The 25,616-nt window shown below is 37.5% G+C and carries 20 protein-coding genes and 1 pseudogene; 6 read left to right on the forward strand and 15 right to left on the reverse strand.

Annotated elements, in window-relative coordinates; all coding sequences use genetic code 11:
* Positions 1–170: 170 nt before the first annotated feature.
* A pseudogene (locus tag QUF99_RS27680) lies at positions 171–656 on the forward strand (M4 family metallopeptidase); the annotation flags it as partial.
* Between the two features lie 274 nt (positions 657–930).
* On the opposite strand, the gene QUF99_RS27685 reads toward QUF99_RS27680, so the two are convergent.
* From QUF99_RS27685 to QUF99_RS27700, 4 genes are read right to left on the reverse strand one after another with little or no spacing between them, the layout of a single operon-like run.
* Positions 931–1,533, reverse strand: coding sequence for a response regulator transcription factor (locus tag QUF99_RS27685; protein WP_289374377.1), 603 nt, complete (start codon positions 1,531–1,533; stop codon positions 931–933).
* Positions 1,530–2,660, reverse strand: a complete 1,131-nt coding sequence (locus QUF99_RS27690; protein ID WP_289374380.1) for a sensor histidine kinase — start codon at positions 2,658–2,660, stop codon at positions 1,530–1,532. The genes QUF99_RS27685 and QUF99_RS27690 overlap by 4 nt, the downstream gene beginning before the upstream one ends.
* A 1-nt stretch (position 2,661) precedes the next feature.
* Positions 2,662–3,396, reverse strand: coding sequence for an ABC transporter permease (locus QUF99_RS27695; protein ID WP_289374382.1), 735 nt, complete (start codon positions 3,394–3,396; stop codon positions 2,662–2,664).
* The gene (locus QUF99_RS27700; protein WP_289374383.1) at positions 3,393–4,295 is read right to left on the reverse strand and encodes an ABC transporter ATP-binding protein; all 903 of its coding nucleotides are present in this window, start codon (positions 4,293–4,295) and stop codon (positions 3,393–3,395) included. The genes QUF99_RS27695 and QUF99_RS27700 overlap by 4 nt, the downstream gene beginning before the upstream one ends.
* Positions 4,296–4,467: 172 nt before the next feature.
* Here QUF99_RS27700 and map point away from each other — a divergent pair, with 172 nt between their 5' ends.
* Together map and QUF99_RS27710 are read left to right on the forward strand one after the other, a co-directional pair.
* On the forward strand, positions 4,468–5,214 hold the full coding sequence (map, locus tag QUF99_RS27705) for a type I methionyl aminopeptidase (RefSeq protein WP_289374384.1): 747 nt from the start codon (positions 4,468–4,470) through the stop codon (positions 5,212–5,214).
* 405 nt (positions 5,215–5,619) lie between these two features.
* Positions 5,620–7,017: a M28 family metallopeptidase gene (locus QUF99_RS27710; protein ID WP_289374385.1), complete on the forward strand. Its 1,398-nt coding sequence runs from the start codon at positions 5,620–5,622 to the stop codon at positions 7,015–7,017.
* 137 nt (positions 7,018–7,154) lie between these two features.
* Here QUF99_RS27710 and QUF99_RS27715 read toward each other — a convergent pair whose 3' ends face one another.
* The 5 genes from QUF99_RS27715 to QUF99_RS27735 all read right to left on the reverse strand — a co-directional run bounded on the left by QUF99_RS27715 (position 7,155) and on the right by QUF99_RS27735 (position 15,886).
* The gene (locus QUF99_RS27715) at positions 7,155–7,316 is read right to left on the reverse strand and encodes a hypothetical protein (protein ID WP_289374798.1); all 162 of its coding nucleotides are present in this window, start codon (positions 7,314–7,316) and stop codon (positions 7,155–7,157) included.
* Positions 7,317–7,464: 148 nt separating this feature from the next.
* Positions 7,465–11,319 (reverse strand): Cna B-type domain-containing protein, encoded by a 3,855-nt coding sequence (locus QUF99_RS27720; RefSeq protein ID WP_289374387.1) that lies wholly within the window; start codon positions 11,317–11,319, stop codon positions 7,465–7,467.
* A 1,705-nt stretch (positions 11,320–13,024) separates the two neighbouring features.
* Positions 13,025–14,695: an arginine--tRNA ligase gene (gene argS, locus QUF99_RS27725; RefSeq protein ID WP_289374388.1), complete on the reverse strand. Its 1,671-nt coding sequence runs from the start codon at positions 14,693–14,695 to the stop codon at positions 13,025–13,027.
* Positions 14,692–15,132 (reverse strand): YwiB family protein, encoded by a 441-nt coding sequence (locus tag QUF99_RS27730; protein ID WP_289374389.1) that lies wholly within the window; start codon positions 15,130–15,132, stop codon positions 14,692–14,694. Before QUF99_RS27730 ends, argS begins: the two co-directional genes overlap by 4 nt.
* Before the next feature lie 391 nt (positions 15,133–15,523).
* Positions 15,524–15,886, reverse strand: a complete 363-nt coding sequence (locus QUF99_RS27735; RefSeq protein WP_289374390.1) for a YxeA family protein — start codon at positions 15,884–15,886, stop codon at positions 15,524–15,526.
* Between the two features lie 235 nt (positions 15,887–16,121).
* Between QUF99_RS27735 and QUF99_RS27740 the strand changes: the two genes are divergently transcribed.
* Positions 16,122–17,141, forward strand: a complete 1,020-nt coding sequence (locus QUF99_RS27740; RefSeq protein ID WP_289374391.1) for a PTS sugar transporter subunit IIC — start codon at positions 16,122–16,124, stop codon at positions 17,139–17,141.
* Between the two features lie 418 nt (positions 17,142–17,559).
* Here the strand turns inward: QUF99_RS27740 and speB are convergent, their stop codons facing one another.
* The 4 genes from speB to QUF99_RS27760 form a co-directional block, all read right to left on the reverse strand.
* Positions 17,560–18,432: an agmatinase gene (gene speB / locus QUF99_RS27745; RefSeq protein WP_286122904.1), complete on the reverse strand. Its 873-nt coding sequence runs from the start codon at positions 18,430–18,432 to the stop codon at positions 17,560–17,562.
* Positions 18,433–18,682: 250 nt separating this feature from the next.
* Positions 18,683–19,510 carry a polyamine aminopropyltransferase gene (gene speE / locus QUF99_RS27750; protein WP_286122905.1) on the reverse strand — a complete coding sequence of 276 codons (828 nt, stop codon included), beginning with the start codon at positions 19,508–19,510 and terminating at the stop codon, positions 18,683–18,685.
* A gap of 186 nt (positions 19,511–19,696) precedes the next feature.
* Positions 19,697–20,860 carry an MFS transporter gene (locus tag QUF99_RS27755; protein ID WP_289374393.1) on the reverse strand — a complete coding sequence of 388 codons (1,164 nt, stop codon included), beginning with the start codon at positions 20,858–20,860 and terminating at the stop codon, positions 19,697–19,699.
* Positions 20,861–20,865: 5 nt separating this feature from the next.
* Entirely contained in the window at positions 20,866–21,273 is a 408-nt protein-coding gene (locus QUF99_RS27760) for a MerR family transcriptional regulator (protein WP_289374394.1), read from the reverse strand.
* A gap of 151 nt (positions 21,274–21,424) precedes the next feature.
* Here QUF99_RS27760 and QUF99_RS27765 point away from each other — a divergent pair, with 151 nt between their 5' ends.
* Both QUF99_RS27765 and QUF99_RS27770 read left to right on the forward strand, forming a co-directional pair.
* The gene (locus QUF99_RS27765) at positions 21,425–22,150 is read left to right on the forward strand and encodes a glycerophosphodiester phosphodiesterase (RefSeq protein ID WP_289374395.1); all 726 of its coding nucleotides are present in this window, start codon (positions 21,425–21,427) and stop codon (positions 22,148–22,150) included.
* A 214-nt stretch (positions 22,151–22,364) separates the two neighbouring features.
* Positions 22,365–24,416 carry a transglycosylase domain-containing protein gene (locus QUF99_RS27770; protein ID WP_289374396.1) on the forward strand — a complete coding sequence of 684 codons (2,052 nt, stop codon included), beginning with the start codon at positions 22,365–22,367 and terminating at the stop codon, positions 24,414–24,416.
* A gap of 72 nt (positions 24,417–24,488) precedes the next feature.
* Here QUF99_RS27770 and QUF99_RS27775 read toward each other — a convergent pair whose 3' ends face one another.
* Positions 24,489–25,034, reverse strand: coding sequence for a GNAT family N-acetyltransferase (locus QUF99_RS27775; protein WP_289374398.1), 546 nt, complete (start codon positions 25,032–25,034; stop codon positions 24,489–24,491).
* A 70-nt stretch (positions 25,035–25,104) separates the two neighbouring features.
* Positions 25,105–25,614, reverse strand: coding sequence for a YwhD family protein (locus QUF99_RS27780; protein WP_289374399.1), 510 nt, complete (start codon positions 25,612–25,614; stop codon positions 25,105–25,107).
* Positions 25,615–25,616: the final 2 nt, after the last annotated feature.

A 25,616-nucleotide genomic window follows, 5' to 3' on the forward strand; every position in this document is an offset into this window, starting at 1 on the left:
TAGCTCACCATCCCATTACCAAAATCTATCTTTTCCTTAAAAGTTTTCATATCACTACAATAATGTTCTTGCGACAATTTTTGATATGAAATATTGCATAATATATATAAAATTCGGCAAATTCCTCTTACAATTCATCTCATACAAACACAAGATTGGGAGTATTAGAGATGAATTATAAAAAAGTTGCTAGTGCCCTTCTCGTTTTTGGTCTACCCTGTCCTTTATCAACTGAAGCTATTCATGCCCAAGAAGTTGATAAAAACGAAGTACAGGTTGAAGTTACTCAGCCTGGTTTAACAATCGGAAAGTTAACAGAACCACAAAACGGTACAACAGAAAATATCGCTAAAAAATACTTAAAAGGTGAAGTACAAGGAGCAAAAGCCCAACAAGAACAAGTTACCACTGAAAAAAGTGTTGATTTTCACCCTACAAACAAAGAGGTAAAAGAAAATCAAACAGAAGTACGTCTTGCCCAGACATATAAAAATTACAAAGTATACGGTCAAGGCTTAATTGTTAAGGTATATAAAAATGGAGTTATTACAACTGTTAGTGGTAAAGTTGCAAGGAATTTAGAAAATCAGCCTAACCTTACTATAACAAATATTTTGTCGAAAAATGAAGTAAAATCGTCATTACGAAATACTATATAAGTCCATTTTGATTTTTCGACATATAGCCGCGGCTATGGATAACAAAAGGTGACCTGCACTCTTTTTCTCTCTTTGTTTTCACGTGGCATGGGGCAGGAAAAGGATCTGACCGCTTCTATGCATGGCCGGATGCTCTCTCCCACCTAAGAAGAAGGGGTTTATGTCGGTTTTTAAATTTTTATTTATATATTCAAATTCTAAACAATGCAATCGCAAAAGGGAGAATAATAGAAAAAGATGTTTACCGATATACATTGGTAAACATCTTTTTTCATATCCATCCCTTTTCTTCTGCAATGGCAATTGCTTCAATTCGGTTTTTGGCATTTAATTTTGTTAAGACATCTGAAATATAATTTCGCACCGTACCCGATGAAAGATAGAGTGTTTTCGCGATTTCATTTGCTGTTTTTCCTTCTTTCGCTAACAGCATTACTTCTTTCTCACGATCTGATAATGGGTTTTGTTCTTGCCAAAGCCCAAACATTAGCTCCGGAGAAATCTCCCGTTTCCCCTTCATCACATTACGAATCGCTGCCGCTAAGTCTTCACTTGGACTATCCTTTAATAAATAACCCTGTACATTTGCTTGCATCGCCCTTTCAAAATAACCTGGGCGCGCAAATGTCGTTAACATCATCACTTTGCATGGTGATTTTTTCTTCTGCAATGCTTCTGCGACATCTAGCCCACTTTGAATCGGCATTTCAATATCCATAATGCTTACATCAGGCTGCAACTTTTCAATCAATTTTAAAGCCTCTTCTCCGTTCTCTGCTTGCCCAACCACTTCAATGTCATCTTCTAAATCAAGCAATGCACCTAATGCGCCTCGGAGCATTCGTTGATCTTCTGCAATGATGATTCGAATCATGCCCTCACCTCGTCTTTTCCTGTTCTAATTACGATTGGAACTTTCACCGTTAACATCGTTCCAGGTCGCATTCCACCTAATTCGAGAGCTCCATCTATAAGAGCAAGTCGTTCTCTCATACCTAAGATTCCATTTCCATCATTAGCTTGCGCTTGTAATCCCACTCCATTGTCCTTAACCTGCAAAATCAGTTCTCCTTGCGTTTCAAGTAAAGACACCTTGCATGTTGTCGCTTTACTATGCTTTACAACGTTTGTGATAGCTTCTCGCAAACACATACCTAAAATATTTTGTTCAAGCGGTGATAACGCATTTGAATCCGCCTTCTGCTCTACTTCTAACGAAATATTAGCAGCTTCTAGTATGACCTTCACTTGCTCTAGCTCTTCCTCCACAGTAATCATCCGCATATCAGAAATTAATTCACGAAGCTGCTTTAAAGCTGTACGAGATGTTTGTGTAATCTCCTTTGCCTCAAGACTTGCACGTTCTGGATTTTTCACAATGAGCTTCTCGACAAGCTGACTTTTTAATGTAATAAGAGATAGCGTATGTCCTAGCGTATCGTGAAGATCTCTTGCAATACGCTGACGTTCTTCACGTTTTACTAAATCTTTAATTTGTCCATTTGCTTCACTTAATTGCGTTTTTAGTTTCTTTTTTTGGTTAAAATTACGCATACCAAACGGCGAAAGAAGCATTAAAATAAACATTGGTATTATATTGACTAGGCTTGTAGTTGTTAACTGTTTTACATACACTAATACAAAAGCACCAAGCATTACAATCAAAAGACCAAACAATACTCGAAATACTTTTTTTGTTGGCGCAAACCCCATCGCACTTGCAGTAAAAAATCCGAAAAATATCATAAACGGATCATAAAACATAGCAAATATAAATGTAATTACAAGTTGAATACTTGCCCACATAATAAATGTCTTTTCTACAAAATAAAGCTGGCGGTATGCAATCACAAAAAGCAATAGCATACCGCTTCCTAAAATCAATTTCCATCCTGATTGATTCAATAGATGGTACAAAGGATACAACAAATACACAAACCATATATATGGGAAAAACCCCATATGTTTTGGAAAAATCTCAAACTGCTTCTTTTCGCCCACCCTATACCGCTTCCTGTCTTTTTCTTATATATATTGATATTACAACAAATATAAGGAAATAACCTCCTAAAATCGTGATATTCTCCCAGCCTATGGATTTACCCGCTACAATATCCCATGCTCCACTTCCGAAGTGATATGTCGGTGTCCATTCTCCAATTGTTCTTAGTACTTTCGGAAACACTTCGATTGGCATCCATAAACCGCCTAATACTGCTAAACTCATATTTAAAATATTAGCGAGCCCGGAAGCCGCGTCTGCTTTCTTAATTGAACCTACAATCGTTCCAAGTGCTAAAAATGGTGTCACACCTATTAATAACCATAATCCAGCGCCAATCCACTGCCCAACTGTTAATTCCACATTATTAATTAACATGCCTGCAATAAAGATCACAAGGATTGAAAAAGCATTTACCACTGTTTGAGAAATAATTTTAGCCGTTAAATATGCACCTTCTGGAAGTGGTGTAATTCTCAAAAGGTGTGTCCACCCCTGCCCTTTTTCTTGAGAAAGTCTCACACCGAAACTAAAAAGTGCAGTTCCTACAATACTAAACGTCGCCATCGAAATTAAATAATGGGCTTTCCAAGCATCCCCGTTCTGCGGTACTTGAATTACATTTGTAAAAATGTAATAAAACATAACTGGCATTAATAATGAGAAAAAGATAAATAATTTATTGCGAAACGTACGTAAAATCTCTATTTTGCATTGCATCCATAATGCTTTCATGCGATTCCCTCCTTCTGATTTGCAACAAACTGTTCAAAAGCTTCATCAAGACTTCCACGTTCAACAGAAATATCTGTAACAGGTAGGTTTTCTTTATAAATAGCTTGCAACGTAGCATCCGTATCATCTGTTGTTAGAATCGTACGTTGTTCATGAAACTTTACTTCCGTTACATGCGGTAATCCCTTGAGCAAGCTTGTAGGAATATCTTCTTTTGCATAAAATGAAATTGTTTTTCTGGAAATCGTTGCTTTCATTTCATCCGGCGTTCCATCCGCAATTATTTCTCCGTTTGCAAATAATAAAATGCGATCCGCTAATGCATCAGCTTCTTCTAAATAATGCGTTGTTAAAAGAATTGTCTTTCCTTCGCTTGCTAGCTTTCGAATGGTTTCCCAAAATGTCTTTCTAGACGTAATATCCATTCCTACAGTCGGTTCATCTAAAAATAGTAAATCTGGATTTCCAGCAAGTGCGAGCGCAAAGTTTAAACGTCTTTTTTGACCACCTGATAGTTTTTCACATCGTTGCTTTTTTTCTGATTCTAAATTCGATAACTGGAGTAATGTTTCTTTTGCAATTGGATTTGTATAATAACTGCGAAATAGATCAATTGCTTCCTCCACTGATATGCTATCGATAACACTTACTTCTTGTAGCATTGCGCCAAGGCGATTACGAACAGCTCGATGTTTTGGACTCTTTCCAAATATAGAAACACTTCCTTCTGATGGATCCTTTAACCCAAGCATCATTGAAATCATTGTTGTTTTCCCTGCACCATTTGGCCCAAGTAGTGCAACAATTTGCCCCTTCCCCACATGAAACGAAACGTTATTTACAGCCTTTTTATGTTTAAATGTTTTTGAAACACTATTTATTTCAATAATCTTTTCCATCTCTCTACCCCCGTTATTCCTTATATTTACATTGTATTAATTGGAAGAGATGGAAAACAGTAAGATACGTCATGACATGAATATGACAAATGTCATGAAATCTTTGTGGAAACAAAAACAAACGTGATACAATCGTGTAAGATATTTATTCGAGGAAGGACAGTGGTTTTTTATGATTATTCGTAATGAACAAGATTTAGAAAGCTTACGAAAAATCGGCTGCATCGTTGCACTTGCACGCGAGGAAATGAAAAAACAAGCGAAGCCAGGCATGACAACGAAAGAGCTTGATTTAATCGGTAAGAAGGTATTAGACGAGCACGGTGCCATTTCTGCACCTGAAAAAGAATATGATTTCCCAGGTACAACTTGTATTTGTGTAAATGAAGAAGTTGCTCACGGCATTCCAGGAGATCGTGTACTTCAAGAAGGCGACTTAATAAACGTAGACGTATCTGCGGCACTTGATGGGTATTACGCAGATACAGGCATTTCTTTTGTTCTCGGACAAGATGAAGAAAAAGAAAAACTTTGTCAAGCAGCGATAGACGCATTTTGGGCAGCAATGAAAAAAGTGAAAGCTGGTTCAAAACAAAACCAAATCGGCCGTGCTGTTTCCAATTTCGCACATAAAAATGGTTATGAAGTTATCCAAAACTTAACAGGCCATGGCATTGGACTTAGTTTACACGAAGCTCCAAACCACGTTTTAAGCTATTTTGATCCAATGGACAATGCACTGCTTAAAGATGGTCTTGTTTTAGCTGTAGAACCATTCATTTCTCTAGGCGCTGATCATATTATCGAACGCGGTGATGATGGCTGGACATTCGTAACACCAGACAAAAGCCTTGTTGCACAATGTGAACATACAGTTGTCGTAACACGCGGGGAGCCTATTATTTTAACAGAACTGTAAATCAAAAAAGAAGAGAGATCAATATTGATCTCTCTTCTTTTCATATGGATGATTTACAAATATTGCTAAGGATTATCATGAAATGTGGGAACATGATAATCCCCATATTACAAGGCTCAAGCGTAAGAAAAAGAAATCCTATTATAAGTTTCTTTTTCTATACATAATCTAAAGTTTGGGTGCACTAGATTAATGTAATTTAGGGACCTTCATGAAAGAAAGCCGATCCTTATATAAAATGATAGCATATACAGCTCAGCAAAAAATATGCAAATTTGCATATAGAATTATTTTCTTATTTCTCAACCTGAATTAATTGAAAATACAGAAATTAAAAGATAAAATATAGTCGTTATCCGTCTTCTTTTGTCAGTCAGAGAGAATAGAAGAATGGGAGAGGAAAATATGAAGATTTCATTGAAACAAAAAATAGTAAGCTCTTTGCTTGCTATATCACTCGCTGTCAGCTTAGCTCCACTTGGACAAGCAAAGGCTGATTCTCCGTCGGAAACCATAACAGCCCCATCTATTGCAAAACAACTTGATGCCAACCGCGCTATTGAACATGTCCGTTTTTTATCCGAAACAATTGGTCCACGTCCGAGTGGAACACCGAAAGAACAAGCTGCTTCTCGTTATATTGGAATGCGATTACAGTCTATGGGATATGAGGTAGAATACCAACCCTTTTCCGTCCCAGATCAATACATAGGGTTTATTGATTTCCCTTTATCTCGTGAAAAAAATTGGCAAGCAGGCGCTGCACCAAATTCTCTTATTTCTGCTGAACCTGTTACTGCTCCAATTATCTTTGTTCCAAACGGGACAAAACCAGAAGAAGTCCCCAATAACGTAAAAGATAAAATTGTATTATTTGAAAGAGGTACTACGGTAGCTGATTATAATAAACAAGTAGAAAACGCTGTCGCAAAAGGTGCTAAAGGGGTTTTATTATATAGCCTAATTGGTGGTCGCGGAAACTACGGACAAACGTTTAATCCAAGATTAACGAAGAAGCAACCAATCCCTGTATTCGGTCTTGCTTATGCACAAGGAAATGGGTTAAAAGAAAAAGTACAGAAAGGTAACACAATACTTTCTTTAAAAGCACGGCATGATGCAAACTTACAGTCCCTAAACGTTATTGCGAAAAAGAAACCGAAAAACAGTACAGGAAATGAAAAAGCTGTCATCGTAAGTTCGCATTACGACAGTGTTGTTGGAGCACCTGGTGCAAATGATAATGCATCCGGCACTGGTTTAGTACTAGAGTTAGCTCAGGCATTTAAAAATGTAGAAAGCGATAAAGAAATCCGCTTTATTGCTTTTGGTTCTGAAGAAGTAGGTCTAATCGGCTCTGATCATTATGTTGAAAACTTATCACAAGCTGAAAAGGATCGCATTTTAGGTGTCTTTAATGCTGATATGGTTGCAACAAACTATGATAAGGCGAAAAATTTATATGCCATGACACCGGATGGTTCTACGAATCTTGTAACAGATGCGGCATTAAACGCTAGCAAACAGCTAAATAACCCACTTGTTCTACAAGGAAAATTCGGTTCCAGCGACCATGTACCATTTTATGATGCTGGTATACCTGCAGCACTCTTCATTTGGATGGGCGTAGACAGCTGGTATCCACTCATCTATCACATTGAAAAGGTATATCATACGCCGCAAGATAATATTCTAGAAAACATTTCACCAGAGCGTATGAAAATGGCGTTAGAAGTCATTGGTACTGGCGTTTATGATATTCTGCAAAAACCGGCGGTACAAACAGGGCAGAAAGCTGCTTAATTATTACCAAAGCCACTCACTCCAAAGTGATGGCTTTTTTTGTTAAAAAAAAATAAATATGCATAAAAGCATATTTATTTCAAGGTATCATCATGTATAATACTAAATATAATAATAACTAAATATAATAATAATGATTATACTTGATAAGAAGGCATTTCTATTAGAAAAAAAACGATTCTTGCAGGTGTATTAACTTTTGCTGGACAGGAGCTACTGCTTTTATTCCAGAAACAAAAGCTACTGCTGCAACCATTCAAGAACAAAGCTTTACAAAATACTATTTCTAATTTCGCCATAGAAAAACCCCCTTCAGGTTGCATTCTTTTCTTCACATTATCATGAAGTTTTTTTGAATATCTACCTAAAGGGAGTAATATCAATAGTAATTTTTTAGTTTTTCCACTACTCAGATTACAATGTAATCAATAATTTAAAGCTTTTTTATTATTTTATTCGTTGTCGAGTGAATAGAATTCCACCTAAAACGAATAATATCATACCTGCAACGATTGAAATCATTTCCGCTGATGTTCCTCCTGTATTAGGAAGCATTGATGTCGGCTTATCATTTTCTTCAGTAGGTGGAACTTTTGAATCGTTATTTGTGTTTGGATCTGTACCTGGATCTTTTGGATCTTTTGGATCTACACCTGTTTCGTCTTTGATTTTTGTATTCGTGATGTCATAACCATGTACTTCGGATTGATATCCATTTACCGGTTGTTCTTTCACTTCATACTTGTATGCCTTACCTTCGGCATCGTATGCCGCTAAATCTTTGAATTCATATTTCCAACCGCTTGCTTCACTTACTTCTTGTGTCGCAAGCACTTTGCCATTTTGTAGTAGGTCTACTTTGATCATTGCTGGACGATCTTTCGCATTGTCGTCTTTCCATGTCTTCGTTCCTTCTACTTTTGTTTGGCCTACCTTTGTATTCGTGATGTCATAACCATGTACTTCGGATTGATATCCATCTACCGGTTGTTCTTTCACTTCATACTTGTATGCCTTACCTTCGGCATCGTATGCCGCTAAATCTTTGAATTCATATTTCCAACCGCTTGCTTCACTTACTTCTTGTGTCGCAAGCACTTTACCATTTTGTAGTAGGTCTACTTTGATCATTGCTGGACGATCTTTCGCATTGTCGTCTTTCCATGTCTTCGTTCCTTCTACTTTTGTTTGGCCTACCTTTGTATTCGTGATGTCATAACCATGTACTTCGGATTGATATCCATCTACCGGTTGTTCTTTCACTTCATACTTATATGCCTTACCTTCGGCATCATATGCCGCTAAGTCTGTAAATGCATATTTCCAACCTGTTGCTTCGCTTACTTCTTGCGTTGCAATCACTTTACCATTTTGTAGTAGGTCTACTTTGATCATTGCTGGACGATCTTTCGCATTGTCGTCTTTCCATGTCTTCGTTCCTTCTACTTTTGTTTGGCTTACTTTTGTATTCGTGATGTCATAACCATGTACTTCGGATTGATATCCATCTACCGGTTGTTCTTTCACTTCATACTTATATGCCTTACCTTCGGCATCATATGCCGCTAAGTCTTTGAATTCATATTTCCAACCGCTTGCTTCACTTACTTCTTGTGTCGCAAGCACTTTGCCATTTTGTAGTAAGTCTACTTTGATCATTGCTGGACGATCTTTCGCATTGTCGTCTTTCCATGTCTTCGTTCCTTCTACTTTTGTTTGGCCTACCTTTGTATTCGTGATGTCATAACCATGTACTTCGGATTGATATCCATTTACCGGTTGTTCTTTCACTTCATACTTGTATGCCTTACCTTCGGCATCGTATGCCGCTAAATCTTTGAATTCATATTTCCAACCGCTTGCTTCACTTACTTCTTGTGTCGCAAGCACTTTGCCATTTTGTAGTAAGTCTACTTTGATCATTGCTGGACGATCTTTCGCATTGTCGTCTTTCCATGTCTTCGTTCCTTCTACTTTTGTTTGGCCTACCTTTGTATTCGTGATGTCATAACCATGTACTTCGGATTGATATCCATCTACCGGTTGTTCTTTCACTTCATACTTGTATGCCTTACCTTCGGCATCGTATGCCGCTAAATCTTTGAATTCATATTTCCAACCGCTTGCTTCACTTACTTCTTGTGTCGCAAGCACTTTACCATTTTGTAGTAGGTCTACTTTGATCATTGCTGGACGATCTTTCGCATTGTCGTCTTTCCATGTCTTCGTTCCTTCTACTTTTGTTTGGCCTACCTTTGTATTCGTGATGTCATAACCATGTACTTCGGATTGATATCCATCTACCGGTTGTTCTTTCACTTCATACTTGTATGCCTTACCTTCGGCATCGTATGCCGCTAAATCTTTGAATTCATATTTCCAACCGCTTGCTTCACTTACTTCTTGTGTCGCAACCACTTTGCCATTTTGTAGTAAGTCTACTTTGATCATTGCCGGACGATCTTTCGCATTGTCGTCTTTCCATGTCTTCGTTCCTTCTACTTTTGTTTGGCCTACTTTTGTGTTTGTAATGTCATAACCTTTTACTTCTGTTTGGTATCCGTCTACTGCTTGTTCTTTTACTTCATACTTGTATGCTTTTCCTTCGGCATCGTATGCTGCTAAATCTTTGAATTCATACTTCCAGCCCGTTGCTTCGCCTACTTCTTGCGTCGCAACCACTTGGCCATTTTGTAGTAGGTCTACTTTGATTGTTTCTGGACGTCCTTCACCATTTCCGTCCTTCCATGTCTTCGTTCCTTCTACTTTTGTTGTTTGTACCACTTTTGTATTTGTAATATCATAACCTTTTACTTCTGTTTGATATCCATCTACCGGTTGTTCTTTTACTTCATACTTATATGCATTTCCGTCTGTATCATATGCCGCTAAGTCTTTGAATTCATATTTCCAGCCTGTTGCTTCTGTTACTTCTTGTGTTGCGATCACTTTATCATTTTGTAGTAAGTCTACCTTAATCATCGTCGGACGATCTTTCGCATTATCGCCTTTCCACGTCTTTGTTCCTGTAACAGATGTAGTTTTCACTTTATTCGGAATCGGCAACTCCACTCCGTTTGCATCATTTGATTTCACTTCAAACTCTATTTTTGTTTGAGGATCGAAATCAATATACTCTGGAGCTGAAACCTCTTGCACATAATATTTACCTGGTTGTAATTTAGGAATTTCGATTATTCCTTCGTTATTTGTTTTATATTCGTCCCCAACTTGTTCACCAGACTCTTTATACAACTTAAATGAAACACCCGGGATTACTTTTTTGGTATTTCCTTCAATATGTTTAACAATTTTTAGTGATCCTTTTGGAACCTCGTTACCTTCAGCACCACCGTTAGCTGACATATTTTCGACTGGGTGACTACCCGATTCAGTAACTGGGTCTTTGTGAAAAACTTGGTAATCAATCGTATAATCATTCTTAAAAAATTCTTGATTCTTTCCGGCTTCCGTTATAGTAGATGTATAACCAATCGTAAAGTAGGCAAGACGTGCTTTATCCTTATAAAGCACAACTTTAAACGATCTGTCACCAGTAAAGGTAATCGTTCCGTAACGTTGCTTTTCAAACTCTTGTAGCGTTAAAGATCGACGACCTAGATAATCATCAATAATTATATAGAAACTATCCTTATTAAGTGTTTGACCTTCCTGTAAATTATCAGTCACAACAATATCGCGACTTAACTCTTCTTTATTTAAGTTTATATTCAAGAACCAACGTACTTCATTGTCCTTACCTGAGTTCATATCACCAGTTTTATAAAAAAACGGTTTCTCTCCAGGCTCTGGGCCTGGACCGCCTGGACCGGTAATTGTTACAGCTTGCTTATCTACATTTGTACCAAAATTTGTTTCAATCTCTTTCTTTTGATCCGTTCCTACATTAGCAGCTTCCACGTAAAAGTTTAAATACCCTTTAATATTGTCATGTGTATCTACTTTATCATTAAATGTACATACCACAGTACCTGCAGTGACTTTACAAGTACCATAGTCATCTAATGGAAACTCTCTATCTAATCCTTTTAATTCTGGAGGCAGCGTTAATGTTAGTGTATCTCCAGGCTTCAGCCTAAGTCCATTTTTTTCACTGAAGTTTACAGTTACTTTAGTTCGTTCTGTGGTCTGTAGATTTGTTTTACCAATCTGAAAACTATCCACAAACCCTGCTGTATTTAACTCTTGTGCATTTGCTACTATACCTAAAAAACTCTGACCTATAGTAAACATAAAAATCATTATAATCGAAAAAATCGAAGTTATCCTTTTTAAATACATGCTTTACGTTATCCTCCCTATAAAATTAAATGTTGCTAGATTCTGGTACAAACATACTATGACAAAGATTCTATTATTCAATGTCATTAAGCTATTTTATTTAAATATGTTTGATAGCTATTATCATCTTTTTCTCTTTTTTCAACTCTTCTATTGCTTAGAGACTTGGAATTTTCTTTTTATATAGATTCATCTAGTTTCTTCGACATGTCTAAACTGTGGTATTTTGAGTCTGTATTGTTTAACAAAAACAGCTAAGGTAAAAGACAAAGTTTAATAAAGGAATTCAAATTACAAATACACATGAACGGGCCATAGAACAATTTCAGAGTCAGGAGAAGACAATTCAAAAAGCATTCACGATAAAACTCATGACAGTCATTCGTCTTATTATGCCGTAGAGTTTCCTAAATTTCCTCATATCCAGCGCAAACGATTGCTCCATACGCAAAAAATTTTAGTGTGAGCAAGTATAGACGAGCTACTTCACAGCAAATATGCATTTGGTCAACTCCCATGATTATCCTCATAAAGAATAACAAGAAGTACAGCGTATAATCGAATTTAACACACCAGCAGAAGAAGGTTATGGCCGTGAAACGTGCTAGGATACTCGTATTCTAAAGGATGCCATTGAAGATATGTTTTCTGTCATCATGAGTCAAAGTGAGATTGGCCATATGTTAAAACATTTTATGTTTCGTTGCACAACTGAACTTACACACCGAAACAATCAGACAAGAAAAACAAAAAATGTTCCAATATAAGCGCTATATGAATAAAAATGCTCCGGACAAAGTATTGTTTGCCTATGAAGATAAAAGTGATATTCTCCAAATCTGAATACAGTGGAACGAATTTGGGGGTAAATAAAAAAGAGTGTGATTGGCAACTAATTTCATATGAATCGTGCAGAAATGTGAAATTTATCCTTTTCATTTTTGGAGTCTATAAATGAGTGTCGAGAAAAAGTAATTTGCCTAGTGGATCTATGGCTATGTCGAAGAATTAAAATGAACTTATACATACATTTCACTTACTCGCTAAGAAGCGTTAGCTTTTCTAGAGCGACATTAATTTTTAATGCCGAGATGTATATATAAATGATGATAATAGCAAAACCGAGAAATTTATCTTCTTTCATCATTTTTATCAAATCATGAAAGCTTTAGTTGGACCATATGTACTATTTTAGACATAAAATCCCTAGTTTCTTGACTGGATTGGAAGTTTTCAAGATTACTTCCTAATTGTTTAAATACTTGGTTAGATGAAGTGTTAGTTTAGTATCCGTCATGGTTGTAACAACATTATTCACAACGACCACACCATTTCCTGGTAACATTCCACCAACTAATACTACATGTACAGCTTTTTGATAATTTTACCCCCGACAACCTATTATTCTAGAATCGTTCCCAAAAATCAATAGTTAATTGATGTTTTTCTATTTTCATTTCATCACCATAACATATATTTGCCACATATATTTAGAGTAGAAAGCTGAAACAGAAAAAGAGATAGCTTTGCCATCTCTTTTTCTGCCTAGCTTCCCCTTATCAAGCCGTACGTGAGGTTCTCCCCCATACGACTTTTCGGTGGTCTGCTTTCTTTGCCATCTAATCAGTCTATAGACTGATTAGATGTTTTTATATCAACTTGTATATCACTTTTAAACAAAAATAATCATCTTTTCTTTTGTCTATTACATTTTCTCTGGTGCAGATACTCCTACGATTGCTAATGCATTTTGAAGTGTAATGCGTACTGCACGCATTAAGTCGTAACGAGCTTTACTTAGTTCTAAGTTATCTTGGTTTAATACTTTTTCTGCATTGTAGAAGCTGTGAAGTGCTGCTGCTAATTCAAATGCATAGCTTGTAATACGGTGCGGCAGACGTTTTTGTGCTGCTTCTGCAACCGCTGCTGGGAATTCTCCCAGTTTCTTCAGTAAGTCAACTTCTTTCTCTGAGGAAACAAGTTTGTAGTTCACATCTCCGCCTGCCGCTAAGCCTAGCTCTTCACCTTGACGAAGGATGCTGCATACGCGTGCATGAGCGTATTGTGCATAGTATACAGGGTTTTCATTTGATTTTGATACCGCTAAGTCCATATCAAAGTCTAAATGAGAGTCACCACTACGCATTGCAAAGAAGTAACGCATTGCGTCCACGCCTACTTCTTCCATAAGTTCACGTAATGTAACAGCTTTACCTGTACGTTTACTCATTTTCACCTTTTCACCGTTTTGGTATAGTTGTACCATTTGGATGATTTCTACTTCTAACGTATCTTTATCATAACCAAGCGCTTGGATTGCTGCTTTCATACGGGGAATGTAACCGTGGTGATCAGCACCCCAAATGTTGATTAATTTATCAAATCCACGCTCTAATTTATTACGGTGATATGCGATATCTGGCGTTAAGTATGTGTAAGAACCATCGTTTTTAATTAACACGCGGTCTTTATCATCGCCATAAGTTGTAGAACGGAACCAAGTAGCTCCCTCTTCTTCAAATATTTCGTCGCGCTCTTTTAGCACTGCAAGAGCTTGGTCAATTTTTCCATCTTTATATAGTGATGTTTCTGAATACCAAACATCAAAATCAACGCGGAAACTGCCTAAGTCTTTTTGAAGTTTTGCTAATTCATATTTTAAACCGTACGCACGGTAGAATTCATAGCTTTCTTTTTCGTCAGCTTTCGCATAACGATCACCAAACTCTTCTGCTAAACGTTTCCCGATACCGATAATATCCGCACCATGGTAACCGTCTTCTGGCATTTCTTTTTCTAAACCTAACGCTTGCATGTAGCGAGCTTCAACAGAAAGTGCTAAGTTATGAATTTGGTTACCAGCATCATTAATGTAGTATTCACGAGATACATCGTATCCTGCTTTTGCTAATACATTACATAATGTATCACCAACTGCTGCACCACGTGCATGTCCTAAGTGAAGGTCACCTGTTGGGTTTGCAGATACGAACTCAACTTGTACTTTTTCACCTTTACCAGTGTTTGTTTCACCATAAGCTCCGTCAGCTTTAATAATCGTTGGGATTAAATCTGTTAAATAGCTGTTATCCATATGGAAGTTAATAAAACCAGGACCAGCAATTTCAATCTTTTCAATAGAAGCTTTTGCTTTATCGAAGTTTGCAATTAACTCTTCTGCAATCATACGAGGTGCTTTTTTCGCTACGCGTGCAAGTTGCATCGCCATGTTTGTAGAGAAGTCACCGTGTGTTTTATCCTTTGGAGATTCTAATACAACGTTTGGAATTTGTTCTGCTGTTGCTAATTCCGCTTTTAATACAGCAGCTTTGATTTCCTCTTTAATCAATTCTTTTACTTGTTCTAAGGAATTCATTTTGTTGCCTCCTTCAAATTAATCGTAATTGTATATCTACCTGCTTCTTGTTCACTTAGAAGCAATGCATACGTTAAAAAGAGTTGTCCTTTTTTCTTCTCTTCCGACCATTTAAAAAGAACGTTATCTGTTTTCGTTTGCAATACAAACGTGCCAAGCTGACTCGTATACGTACCAGTTGTCCATTCACCTTTTGTATGCGTTTGACGCATAGATACAGCACCTGAACGCATGATGAGAACTTGTTCATCTTGGATTTTTATAATTGTTTTCACTTCGCCTTGTTCGTTCGGCTCTTGAAACGTTACATATGTACTTTGACCTTTTACATAGTATTGACCATTTGCGTCAAAAGCAATAGTTTCCTTTCGTGCCCCTTCACGGATTTCTGTTACGAAATGAACGTGCACCGGCAAGCCTGCAAGTTGTTTCTCCACGTCTTGCACACCTTTCAAAATGTTATAGATTTTAAATATAATTTATAATAGAATACTTTTTCTATCATATCAAAAAAAAGCAGTATCTGTCTGCTGAAAAATCAGGAAAACTACGTTTCGAAAAAACAATTTATAGGGATATATTTCCCATGGTAAAATATCAGTTAAATCTAAATTTTCTTTCACTACTTTCCCAATTGGTGGTCGTGTAAAAATTATTGCGGATCACAGGCAAACATCAATTACAATTTTGAAACATTAAAAAAGGAGCGAATGATTCGCTCCTTTTTATCCCGTTATTCGCGGGCAGTAATACCCTCACCTCGAAATTCAGCAAAAGAAAAGAAGTTAGATGGGAGATGAAGAAAACTCCACTGCTTAAAGTTTCACTTTATGACTTCTGTAATTTCTTTAACGCCTTCTCCGGAATAGCTTCTTTCGAAATTTCAGCCCACCCTTTTCCTTGGGTTCCTTTTGCGTAAATTTTAATAAAGACCCCTGGATGAAGCTTACGATTAATCATTTTTTTAATAATTTGTTGCTCACCATTCTGGCCATAACCCGTAAATGTGTACAAATATTCGGCATCTTTTTTCTCACCTTTATTTATAACAGCATAATAATCTTTTATTTCTTTATTTGAAAAGAAGTTATCGACAAAGGCTTGAACGCCTTCTGTTTTTGATTGTAAATAAAATGCCGTTCCACCTAAAAGAATAGCAAATACAGCTAAAACTCTTATGACTAATTTCATGTATGACCCTCCTGTTTATAAATATCTCTTATCGGTCATATACTTATGTCTTTATTATACGGAAGAGGACATACCATACTCTATCGAATTTCCTTACAACTTCCTTATACTATTGTAAGAAAGTTCGTTTGAAGTATTTCCCTAATAAAAAATTTTTCTGTTCCAGCAACTTTTGTATTATTATTAAATAATACAAATTTTTATAAACAAAAATCAAAAAGGGGACGTTTTTCAGATGGCAATCTTGCAAGGTTTAGCACTACTACTCGTTGTACTATTTCTTTTTACACTTTTTAGCTTTCGTGCTCCTTACGGAATGAAGGCAATGGGAGCTCTTGCCAACGCTGCAATTGCAAGCTTTCTCATTGAAGCGTTTCATCGCTATATCGGTGGCGAAATGTTCCACAACAACTTTTTACAATCTGTCGGTGAAGCTTCCGGTAGTATGAGCGGTGTCGCCGCTGCTATTTTAGTGGCACTCGCAATCGGTGTATCTCCTGTATATGCTGTTTTAATCGGTATTGCATGTAGTGGATTTGGAATCTTACCAGGATTTTTTGCTGGATATGTTGTTGCCTTTATCGTTAAATTTTTAGAAAAGAAACTGCCAGCTGGCGTCGAATTTCTAGCAATTTTATTTGTTGCAGCACCGTTATCACGCGGAATGGCTATGCTTATGGATCCCATTGTAAATGCAACGCTTGGAAAAATCGGCTCCATGATTTCAGTTGCTACCACAGAAAGTCCAATTATTATGGGAATTATGCTCGGCGGACTCATAACAGTTATTTCTACATCTCCATTAAGCTCCATGGCGCTAACTGCTATGCTTGGATTAACAGGTTTACCAATGGCCATTGGTAGTCTTGCAGTAGCAGCCTCTGCTCCAATGAACTTTATTTTCTTTAAACGTTTAAAAATTTGTTCAAAAAAAGATACGATTGCTGTAGCAATTGAGCCATTAACACAAGCCGATGTTGTAGCAGCAAATCCAATTCCTATTTACACGACAAACTTTGTCGGTGGTGCACTTGCTGGTATCATTACATCCTTATTCCAACTGGTAAACAACGCTCCTGGTACAGCATCACCAATTCCAGGACTTCTTGTTCTCTTTGGATTCAATGATGTCGTGAAAGTAGCAATTGCAGCTGTATTATGTGGTATTGTTACTACAATCATCGGATATATAGGATCGATTATTTTCCGCAAGTATCCAATTCGTTCCGCAGATGAAATTCGCGGTGTATCTTAAGAAGAAAAAGGAGCTAGTTCCATAGTATGGGACTAGCTCTTTTTTCTTATACGTAACTTGTAGGTAGATGCCGAATTTTTCAGAAGCGTCGATATGTTGTGTCGAAACGCCGATATATTCACCCATTCGGTCGATATATTTGAAAAAACGTCGATATATGGGGCGCAAGCTACTTTTATTTTTATCCAGCTACGCCTCCTAGACCCTTACGTCTAAGAACCTTCCCTGCCAAGAGGTAAAAAACACCTTTTGCAGGAAAGAACCTTAGCCACCGGGTCTAAACAGTCGGCTTCGCTTTTATTTTATCTAGCTACAGCGGCTAGAATACTCGGTGGCTTCGCTTCTTCCTGCGAGGCAAACTACGCCTCTACGTCTGAAGCTCCATCCCCCTCCCATTCTGAGCGAGCCGCTTTCGCCTTTATTTCACCCAACCGAGCAGCATTTCCCGCACGAATTTGCTTGCTGCGATTGGTGTTTGATCGCTATGGTCATAGATAGGAGCTACTTCTACTAAGTCCGCTCCAACTACGTTTATATTTGAATTTGCAATTGCAACGATGGAATCTAATAGTTCTTTTGATGTGATACCACCAGCTTCTAATGTTCCTGTTCCAGGAGCATGTGCTGGATCTAATACATCAATGTCAATTGTGACATAAACAGGGCGTCCTGCTAGCGTTGGCAATACTTCCTTTAACGGCTCTAATACGTCAAATTTGTATAAATTCATGCCCACTTCTTTTGCCCACTGGAACTCTTCTTTCATACCAGAACGAATCCCGAAAGAATATACGTTTTCCGGACCAATTAAATCGCACACTTTACGAATTGGTGTAGAGTGGGATAAAGGCTCCCCTTCATATGACTCACGCAAGTCAGTATGAGCATCCATATGAATGATTGCTAAATCCGGATATTTTTTTGCCATTGCCTTAAAAATTGGCCAAGACACTAGGTGTTCACCGCCAAGACCTAGTGGAAACTTATCGGCATCTAATAGTTTTGTTACATATTCTTCAATCATGTCTATGCTGCGCTGCGCATTCCCGAATGGAAGCGGAATATCACCTGCATCAAAATATTTTACTTCTTCTAGCTCACGATCTAAATATGGACTGTACTCTTCTAGTCCAATCGATACTTCACGAATACGTGCAGGACCAAAACGAGAGCCTGGGCGATAACTTACTGTCCAATCCATTGGCATCCCGTAAATTACAGCCTCTGCATCTTCAAAACTTGGATGACTTTTAATAAATACTTTACCTGAATAAGCTTCATCAAAACGCATATTCTTTTCCTCCTTATATGGAACTTAAGGTATCCCAACCTTTCATTATTTCTCAAATTTGGAGCCACTTGCTCCTCTTTCTCGATTTAACACACTCTTCTCTTTACATCCGTGAAAAGATGATCTTTACGTAAAGTAGCTTCAGCGACTAGGCCTTTTCGGCTAAGAACCTTCCACACAAGAAAGTAAAAATCACTTTCTGTGCGAAAGAACCTTAGCCGTCAGGCCTGAACAGTCGACTCCGCTTTTTTTACTTAATTAAATCCCCAACAAATTTTGGTAATGCGAAGGCTGCTTTATGCAGTTCTTTTGTGTAATATTTCGTTTCGATTTCATGGAAACGTTCTTCGCTTACTTCTAATGGATCATGTTTTTTAGATCCAATTGTGAATGTCCAAAGTCCACTTGGGTACGTTGGAATGTTCGCTGTATATAGACGTGTAATTGGGAAGATTTCTTTTACGTCTTTGAACACAGTTGAAATTAATTCTGGTGTGAACCAAGGGTTGTCCGTTTGCGCAACGAAAATACCATCTTCTTTTAACGCTTTTGAAATTCCAGCGTAGAATCCTTTTGTAAATAAGTTTACTGCTGGTCCTACTGGCTCTGTAGAGTCAACCATGATTACATCATATTCATTTTCGCTTTCTGCGATGTGTAAGAAGCCGTCTCCCACTTTCACTTCAACACGCTCGTTATCTAACGCACCTGCAATTGTTGGTAAGTATTGTTTAGAGTACTCGATTACTTTTCCGTCGATTTCAACAAGCGTTGCTTTCTTTACGCTTGGGTGTTTTAACACTTCACGAATAACACCGCCATCGCCGCCACCAACAACTAATACGTTCTCAGGGTTTGGATGTGTAAATAAAGGTACGTGCGCTACCATTTCATGATAAACGAACTCGTCCTTCTCTGTTGTCATAACCATGCCATCTAAAATAAGCATGTTTCCGAATTCTTCAGTTTCTACCATATCAAGCTTTTGAAATTCCGTTTGCTCCGTATGTAATGTGCGGTTAATACGCGCAGTAATTCCAAAATGCTTTGTTTGTTTTTCAGTGAACCATAGTTCCATCGTACAATCACGCCTTTCATTGCAAATTTATAATGGGGACATCATTAATGTCCCCTAACAAAAATAAAACAAAACATACGAAAAGTATAGTTAAAAGTACAAAAATACCGAAAATATATTTTAGTCAAATCGTTTTTGTTCGTGTATAACGGAAATTATCTATGTAGTAACAAAGAAAACCCTTTCTTAAGAAAGGGTTTTTGTCTCTACTTTCATGGATTCACGAACAGGAATTAAAATCATAATACAACCAACTAATACAACAATTCCTCCCACTAAAAATGGACTTTGTGGTGAAATCGTATGACCGATGATGCCGGATAAAATTGGTGCGATTGCTCCGCCTAACCAGCGAACGAAGTTATATACACCCGATGTGACAGATCTTTCATAAGGTGAAATATCCATTACATAACTTGTATATAAAGCATTATTTAACCCAGATGCTAATCCCGATAAGACGATAAGGACAATTTGTAACCACATCACTTTTATAAAGAATAGCGCAATTAAAAAGATCGCAAATACGAGTAAGCTATAGCGTAGTAATGTTTTTGGTTCATATTTTCCTTCTAATTTATGTGCTAATATAGCAGATCCATACGCTAACGCAAGTCCCCAGCCACAAAATACAAAACCAAGCTGAATTGCGGATAAATGCATAATAAGTGGTGAATAAGCTAGCACAACGAAAAATCCATAGTAATATAACATGCCAGAAATTGCACCTTGCATAAATGGTTTATATTTCACCAAGTTAAGTAATTCACTCATTCCGGCCGCTTTACGCTTCACTTTGCGCTCTGGTTCTTTGACAAAAAAGAAAACAAGAATAAATGCTGATAAAATTAAAATACTTGTCGCAAAGAATGGATAACGCCAAGAATATCCGCCTAATAAGCCCCCTAATAACGGCCCGCCTGCCATACCTAAACCAATCGCTGCTTCATATAACCCTACTGCTTCATGCACTTCTTTACTTAAAGCGATTAATAATGTCATCGCTGTTGCGAAAAACATTGCATTCCCTAGACCCCAGCCAGCACGAAAAATAGATAACTGCGCAATCGTTTGTGATAATCCACATATAAATGCAAATACTGTTACAATCGCTAAACCTGTTGTCATCATTCGTTTATCGCCAAAACGGGCTGCAAATACACCAGCTGGCAGCATCATAATTGCCATTGTCAAAATATAAGCTGTAAATAACATTTCTACTTGCCAATGCGTTGCACCGATTTTCTCAGCGATGATCGGCAAAATAGGATCGACTACCCCGATGCCTGAAAAAGCAAGGAAGGTAGCCAAAACTGTAATCATTCTCCCTAATCGTTGTTTGCTCTCCATGCACATCATTCTCCTTTATTTTTTTCTAAAAATGTTGTTGCTCGTTGTAGACTATGCTCTAACTCTGCTTTGACGCGCTGCATTTGCATCATTTTTGCATCTAGTGTCTGCACTTGTTCCTTGAGCATATCCGCAATCTCTTGAATGACTTCACGATCACGTGGATTATCGCTGTTTCGTCTTTGCTCCATGCGCTCTTTTAATGATAAGAACTGTTGCATTTCTTGGAGGGTGATTCCTAGTACTTCTTTTGCTTCCACAATTTTTTTAATGCGTGCAATGTCAGCATCCGTATAAAGGCGAATATTTCCTTCACTACGCTCTGGTGGATGAATTAAGCCAATTTCTTCATAATAACGAAGTGTTCGTTTTGTTAAACCAATTTGTTTCGTTACTTCATCAATCTTATACATGTGTATTCCTCCCCTCATCACGTTATTACATTTTACGTTAACGTTAACTTTTATGCAACTGTTATACTTTTGTAAATCTTTGGCATATACATTGTATTTTTCTTGTAGCAGTTTCATAATGAAAGAAATGAAACGATAAGGAGATTTTCAAATGAAACAACCACTTATTTTTGCCCATCGCGGCGTCAAAGGAACACATCCAGAAAATACAATGATTGCATTTCAAGAAGCAGAGCGCATTGGGGCCCATGGCATCGAGCTTGATGTCCACCTTTCAAAAGATGGTGAACTTATTGTCATTCACGACGAAACTGTTGATCGTACAACAAATGGAGCTGGACTTGTTTCTGAAAAAACAGTAGCAGAATTACAGCTACTGGATGCAGGTAGTCATAAGGATGTATCTTTTCACGAAGCAAAAATTCCAACATTACGTGAAGTGTTCATTTGGTTGTCTACAACAAATTTACAACTTAATATTGAATTAAAAACAGATGTGATTCATTACCAAGGCATTGAAGAAAAGGTTGTTGATCTTGTCCGTGAATACCATCTTTCCAATCAAATTATATTCTCCTCGTTTAATCACGATTCTGTTGCATTACTTGCACAGTTAGCACCTGAAATTTCAAGGGCGATTTTATATGATGAACCACTTGCCGATCCACTTGCCGAAGCAAAAAAAAGGGAAGCAAATGGACTGCATCCGAATTTCAAACTATTAACAAAGGAATTCATCCAAACTGCACAGCAGCAAGGGTATGTATTCCGTCCTTATACAATCAATGAATACAACGACTTACAAACGATGATTGATTACGGCGTTGATGTCATCATTACAGACTGGCCAAAACGTGCTTTTGAGCTTCTTTCTTGAATGAAGAAGCTCTTTTTTCTTTTGTAGAAACCCTTCAAGTTTCACTTTACCTCGCTATTCGCGGGCAGTAATACCCCATCTCAAAATTCAAAAAAAGCAAAGAAGTTAGGTGGGGACTGAAGAAAACCCCCACTGATTAAAGTTTCACTTTATTGTTTAAAATATGAAAAAACCCTCAATACTAGTAAAAGTATATAATGAGGGGCTGAAAAAGATGGAACAAACTGTAAATCCAAAACATAAAAAATATATACGTCTTTTCCTCACCGCACTCTTTTCATGCGTTCTTTTTTTTGTTTTCGCTCTTTTTATTACGATTATCGTGGCGAAAATTATGGGGCCGCCCCCTGTTGCCGTTCCTCAAACAAGTGTCTTTTACGCTAACGATGACACAGTGATGGGACAAAACAATAGTATCCAAAAACGCTATAACGTCTCTCTTGATAGTATTTCTCCTTACGTAAGAGAAGCAACCCTTTCGATTGAAGATCAACGCTTTTACGACCACCACGGTTTCGATATGAAGCGAATTGCCGGTGCTGTGCTTGCAGATATAAAAGCAATGGCAAAAGTACAAGGTGCTAGTACCATTTCGCAGCAATACGCTCGTAATTTATATTTAGATCACGATAAAACGTGGAAGCGAAAGTTGTTAGAAGCAATGTACACCATTCGTCTCGAAGTCAATTACCGCAAGAATCATATTTTAGAAGGATATTTAAATACGATTTATTACGGACATGGTGCTTATGGAATTGAAGCTGCCTCCCGCCTTTACTTCAATAAATCTGCTAGTCGTTTAACATTAGCAGAGGCAAGTATGTTAGCTGGCATTCCAAAAGGACCTAGCGTATATTCTCCTTATTTACAGGAAGAGCGAGCAAAAAATAGACAACAACTCATTTTAAATGAAATGGTGGAACAAGGTTATATCACGAAACAAGAAGCAACCACTGCCCAAAAAGAAAAACTCACTCTTGCTTCCTTAGAAAAGAAAGAAGTAGCAGAAATAGCACCTTATTTTCAAGATGCTGTACGAGCTTCCCTTATTCACGATGTTGGGCTAAATGAGCAAACCATGCAGCGTGGTGGACTTCGCATCTACACAACACTTGATCCAAAACTACAAAAAATTGCAGAACAAACGGTAAAAGATACAATTCCCAAAACAACGGATATCCAAACGGCACTTGTCTCTATGAATCCTAAAACAGGAGAAGTAGCTGCACTTGTAGGCGGGAAAGATTATAAAGCAAGTCAATTTAACCGAGCTGTCCAAGCGTATCGTCAGCCAGGCTCTACCTTTAAACCATTTTTATATTACGCTGCGTTAGAGAAGGGATTTACGCCAGCTACACGTTTAAAAAGCGAGTATACAGTGTTTACGTTAGGTGATGGGGTCTCCAAATATAAACCCCAAAATTACAAAAACTATTATGCGGATGATTTTGTAACGATGACGCAAGCTCTTGCGGTATCAGATAACGTATACGCTGTGAAAACACATTTATTTTTAGGGGCGGACTCCCTTGCGAAAACTGCTAAACAATTTGGCATTACGAGTTCACTAAAGGATGTGCCATCACTTGCCCTTGGTACTTCTCCAGTAAAACCCATTGAAATGGTGGGTGCATACAGTATGTTTGCCAATGGCGGAAAACAAGTAAAACCAACATTTATTCGCCGCGTTGTCGATCATGAAGGAAATATTTTGTACGATGCACATTTAGAAAGCAAACAAATACTCGATAAAAGCAAAGCGTTTGTCATGCAAGAAATGATGACAGGTATGTTTAATAAAAAATTAAGCAGCTATGCTGCTGTGACAGGGCAATCGCTCGTCCCAAAACTATCGCGCACATACGCCGGAAAATCTGGTTCTACAGAGACCGATAGCTGGATGATTGGCTTTACACCACAGCTTATAACGGGTGTTTGGGTTGGCTACGATCAGCCCAAGTCTATTTCAAATCCAGCCGAACAAGGCTACGCCAAAACAATATGGGCCAATACGATGGAAAATGGGTTAGATGGGAAGCCAAAAAAAGAATTTAAACAACCAACTGACGTTGTTGCTGTAAATATTAATCCTGAAAATGGAAAAATCGCTACAAAAGGGTGCCCTGTTTCTGTCAAAATGTATTTTGTAAAAGGAACTGAACCGACTGAGTATTGTATGGATCATGTCGATGATAAAGAAGAATTCGATGAGGTAGTAAAAGAGAAGAAAAAGGAAAACTGGTGGAAAAAGTATTTTCCGTGGTAATAGGATGCACAATTCACAAAGGAGCAGTTTCATCCCCTGCTCCTTTTCTATTTTCAAATGCTATATTTCGCTTCAGCAATCTTTATCATTAATAATCGCTAGCACTTGATGATCTTCCCACCTTCCATTAATCTTTACATTTTTTCTAGCAATACCTTCCCGATGAAATCCAACTTTCTCTAAAACATGAATGGATCCTTTGTTATGTGGCATAACCCCAGCTTCAATTCGGTGAAGCTTTAATTCGTAAAATGCATATGAAACAACAAGGCTAACCGCCTCTGTCATATATCCTTTTCCATTATGATGCTTATCTAAGTAGTAACCAATGAAACAATTTTGTAAAGGGCCTCGCAATATATCTGAAAGTGCAATATTTCCAATCAATTCTTCTGTTCCGATCAAGAAAATTCCAAATGAGTATTCTTGATCTAGCTTTCTCTTTTCATATTGTTTTCTAATTCGATCCTGCTGTCCTTCCAAAGTGTAAAATGCAGCATCTCTTAATGGTGTATACAGCTGGAAAAATTCTTGATTCCTCAATTCTACTTGTAACATCGCTTCAGCATCATACTCTTCAAGAATTTTCACAAAAACACGATTTCCCTTTATTTTCATTTTATATCGCCCCCTTTCCCTATCTTCCAGCACAAATAAAAAATCCCCTTCTATCGAAAGGGATCTTTTATTATTCTCCTAATAACGCATGACGTAACGCTTCACTAGATTCATTCCAGATAGCTTCGTTATGCTCTTTTAAAAACTTCCCAAGCACTTTTTTAGATGTTGCATCCATATGATCAACCATAATGTGACGCTTTAATGATTTATCCATCTTATTTACATGCTCAGGAAGTGATTTATAACCACGGCGAATTTCACGATCAACTGTCATTTCACAAGCTGTAACACCCGCATAGTACGCACCTGTAGCTGTTCTCTCAATCGTTACCCAAACAAGCCAGTACGGTTTTCCGTTTGGAACTTCTTCTTTGCTCTTTAAAAATTTAATTCCTTTTTCAACAGTACTACGTGCATGCATCGCTCCAATATCCACAAATGCATTTTCTTCTGTAACATCAACGAAAACAGGTGAAATATTTTCTAAGCTTAACGCACCAACGCCAAAGCCACCGTGTCCATCCGTTGAATCATTTTTAACGATATTAAAACCAATTTTTTTCTTTTTTTCTGTCATAC

The organism is Bacillus sp. DX4.1, assembly GCF_030348195.1.
Classification (GTDB): Bacteria; Bacillota; Bacilli; order Bacillales; family Bacillaceae_G; genus Bacillus_A.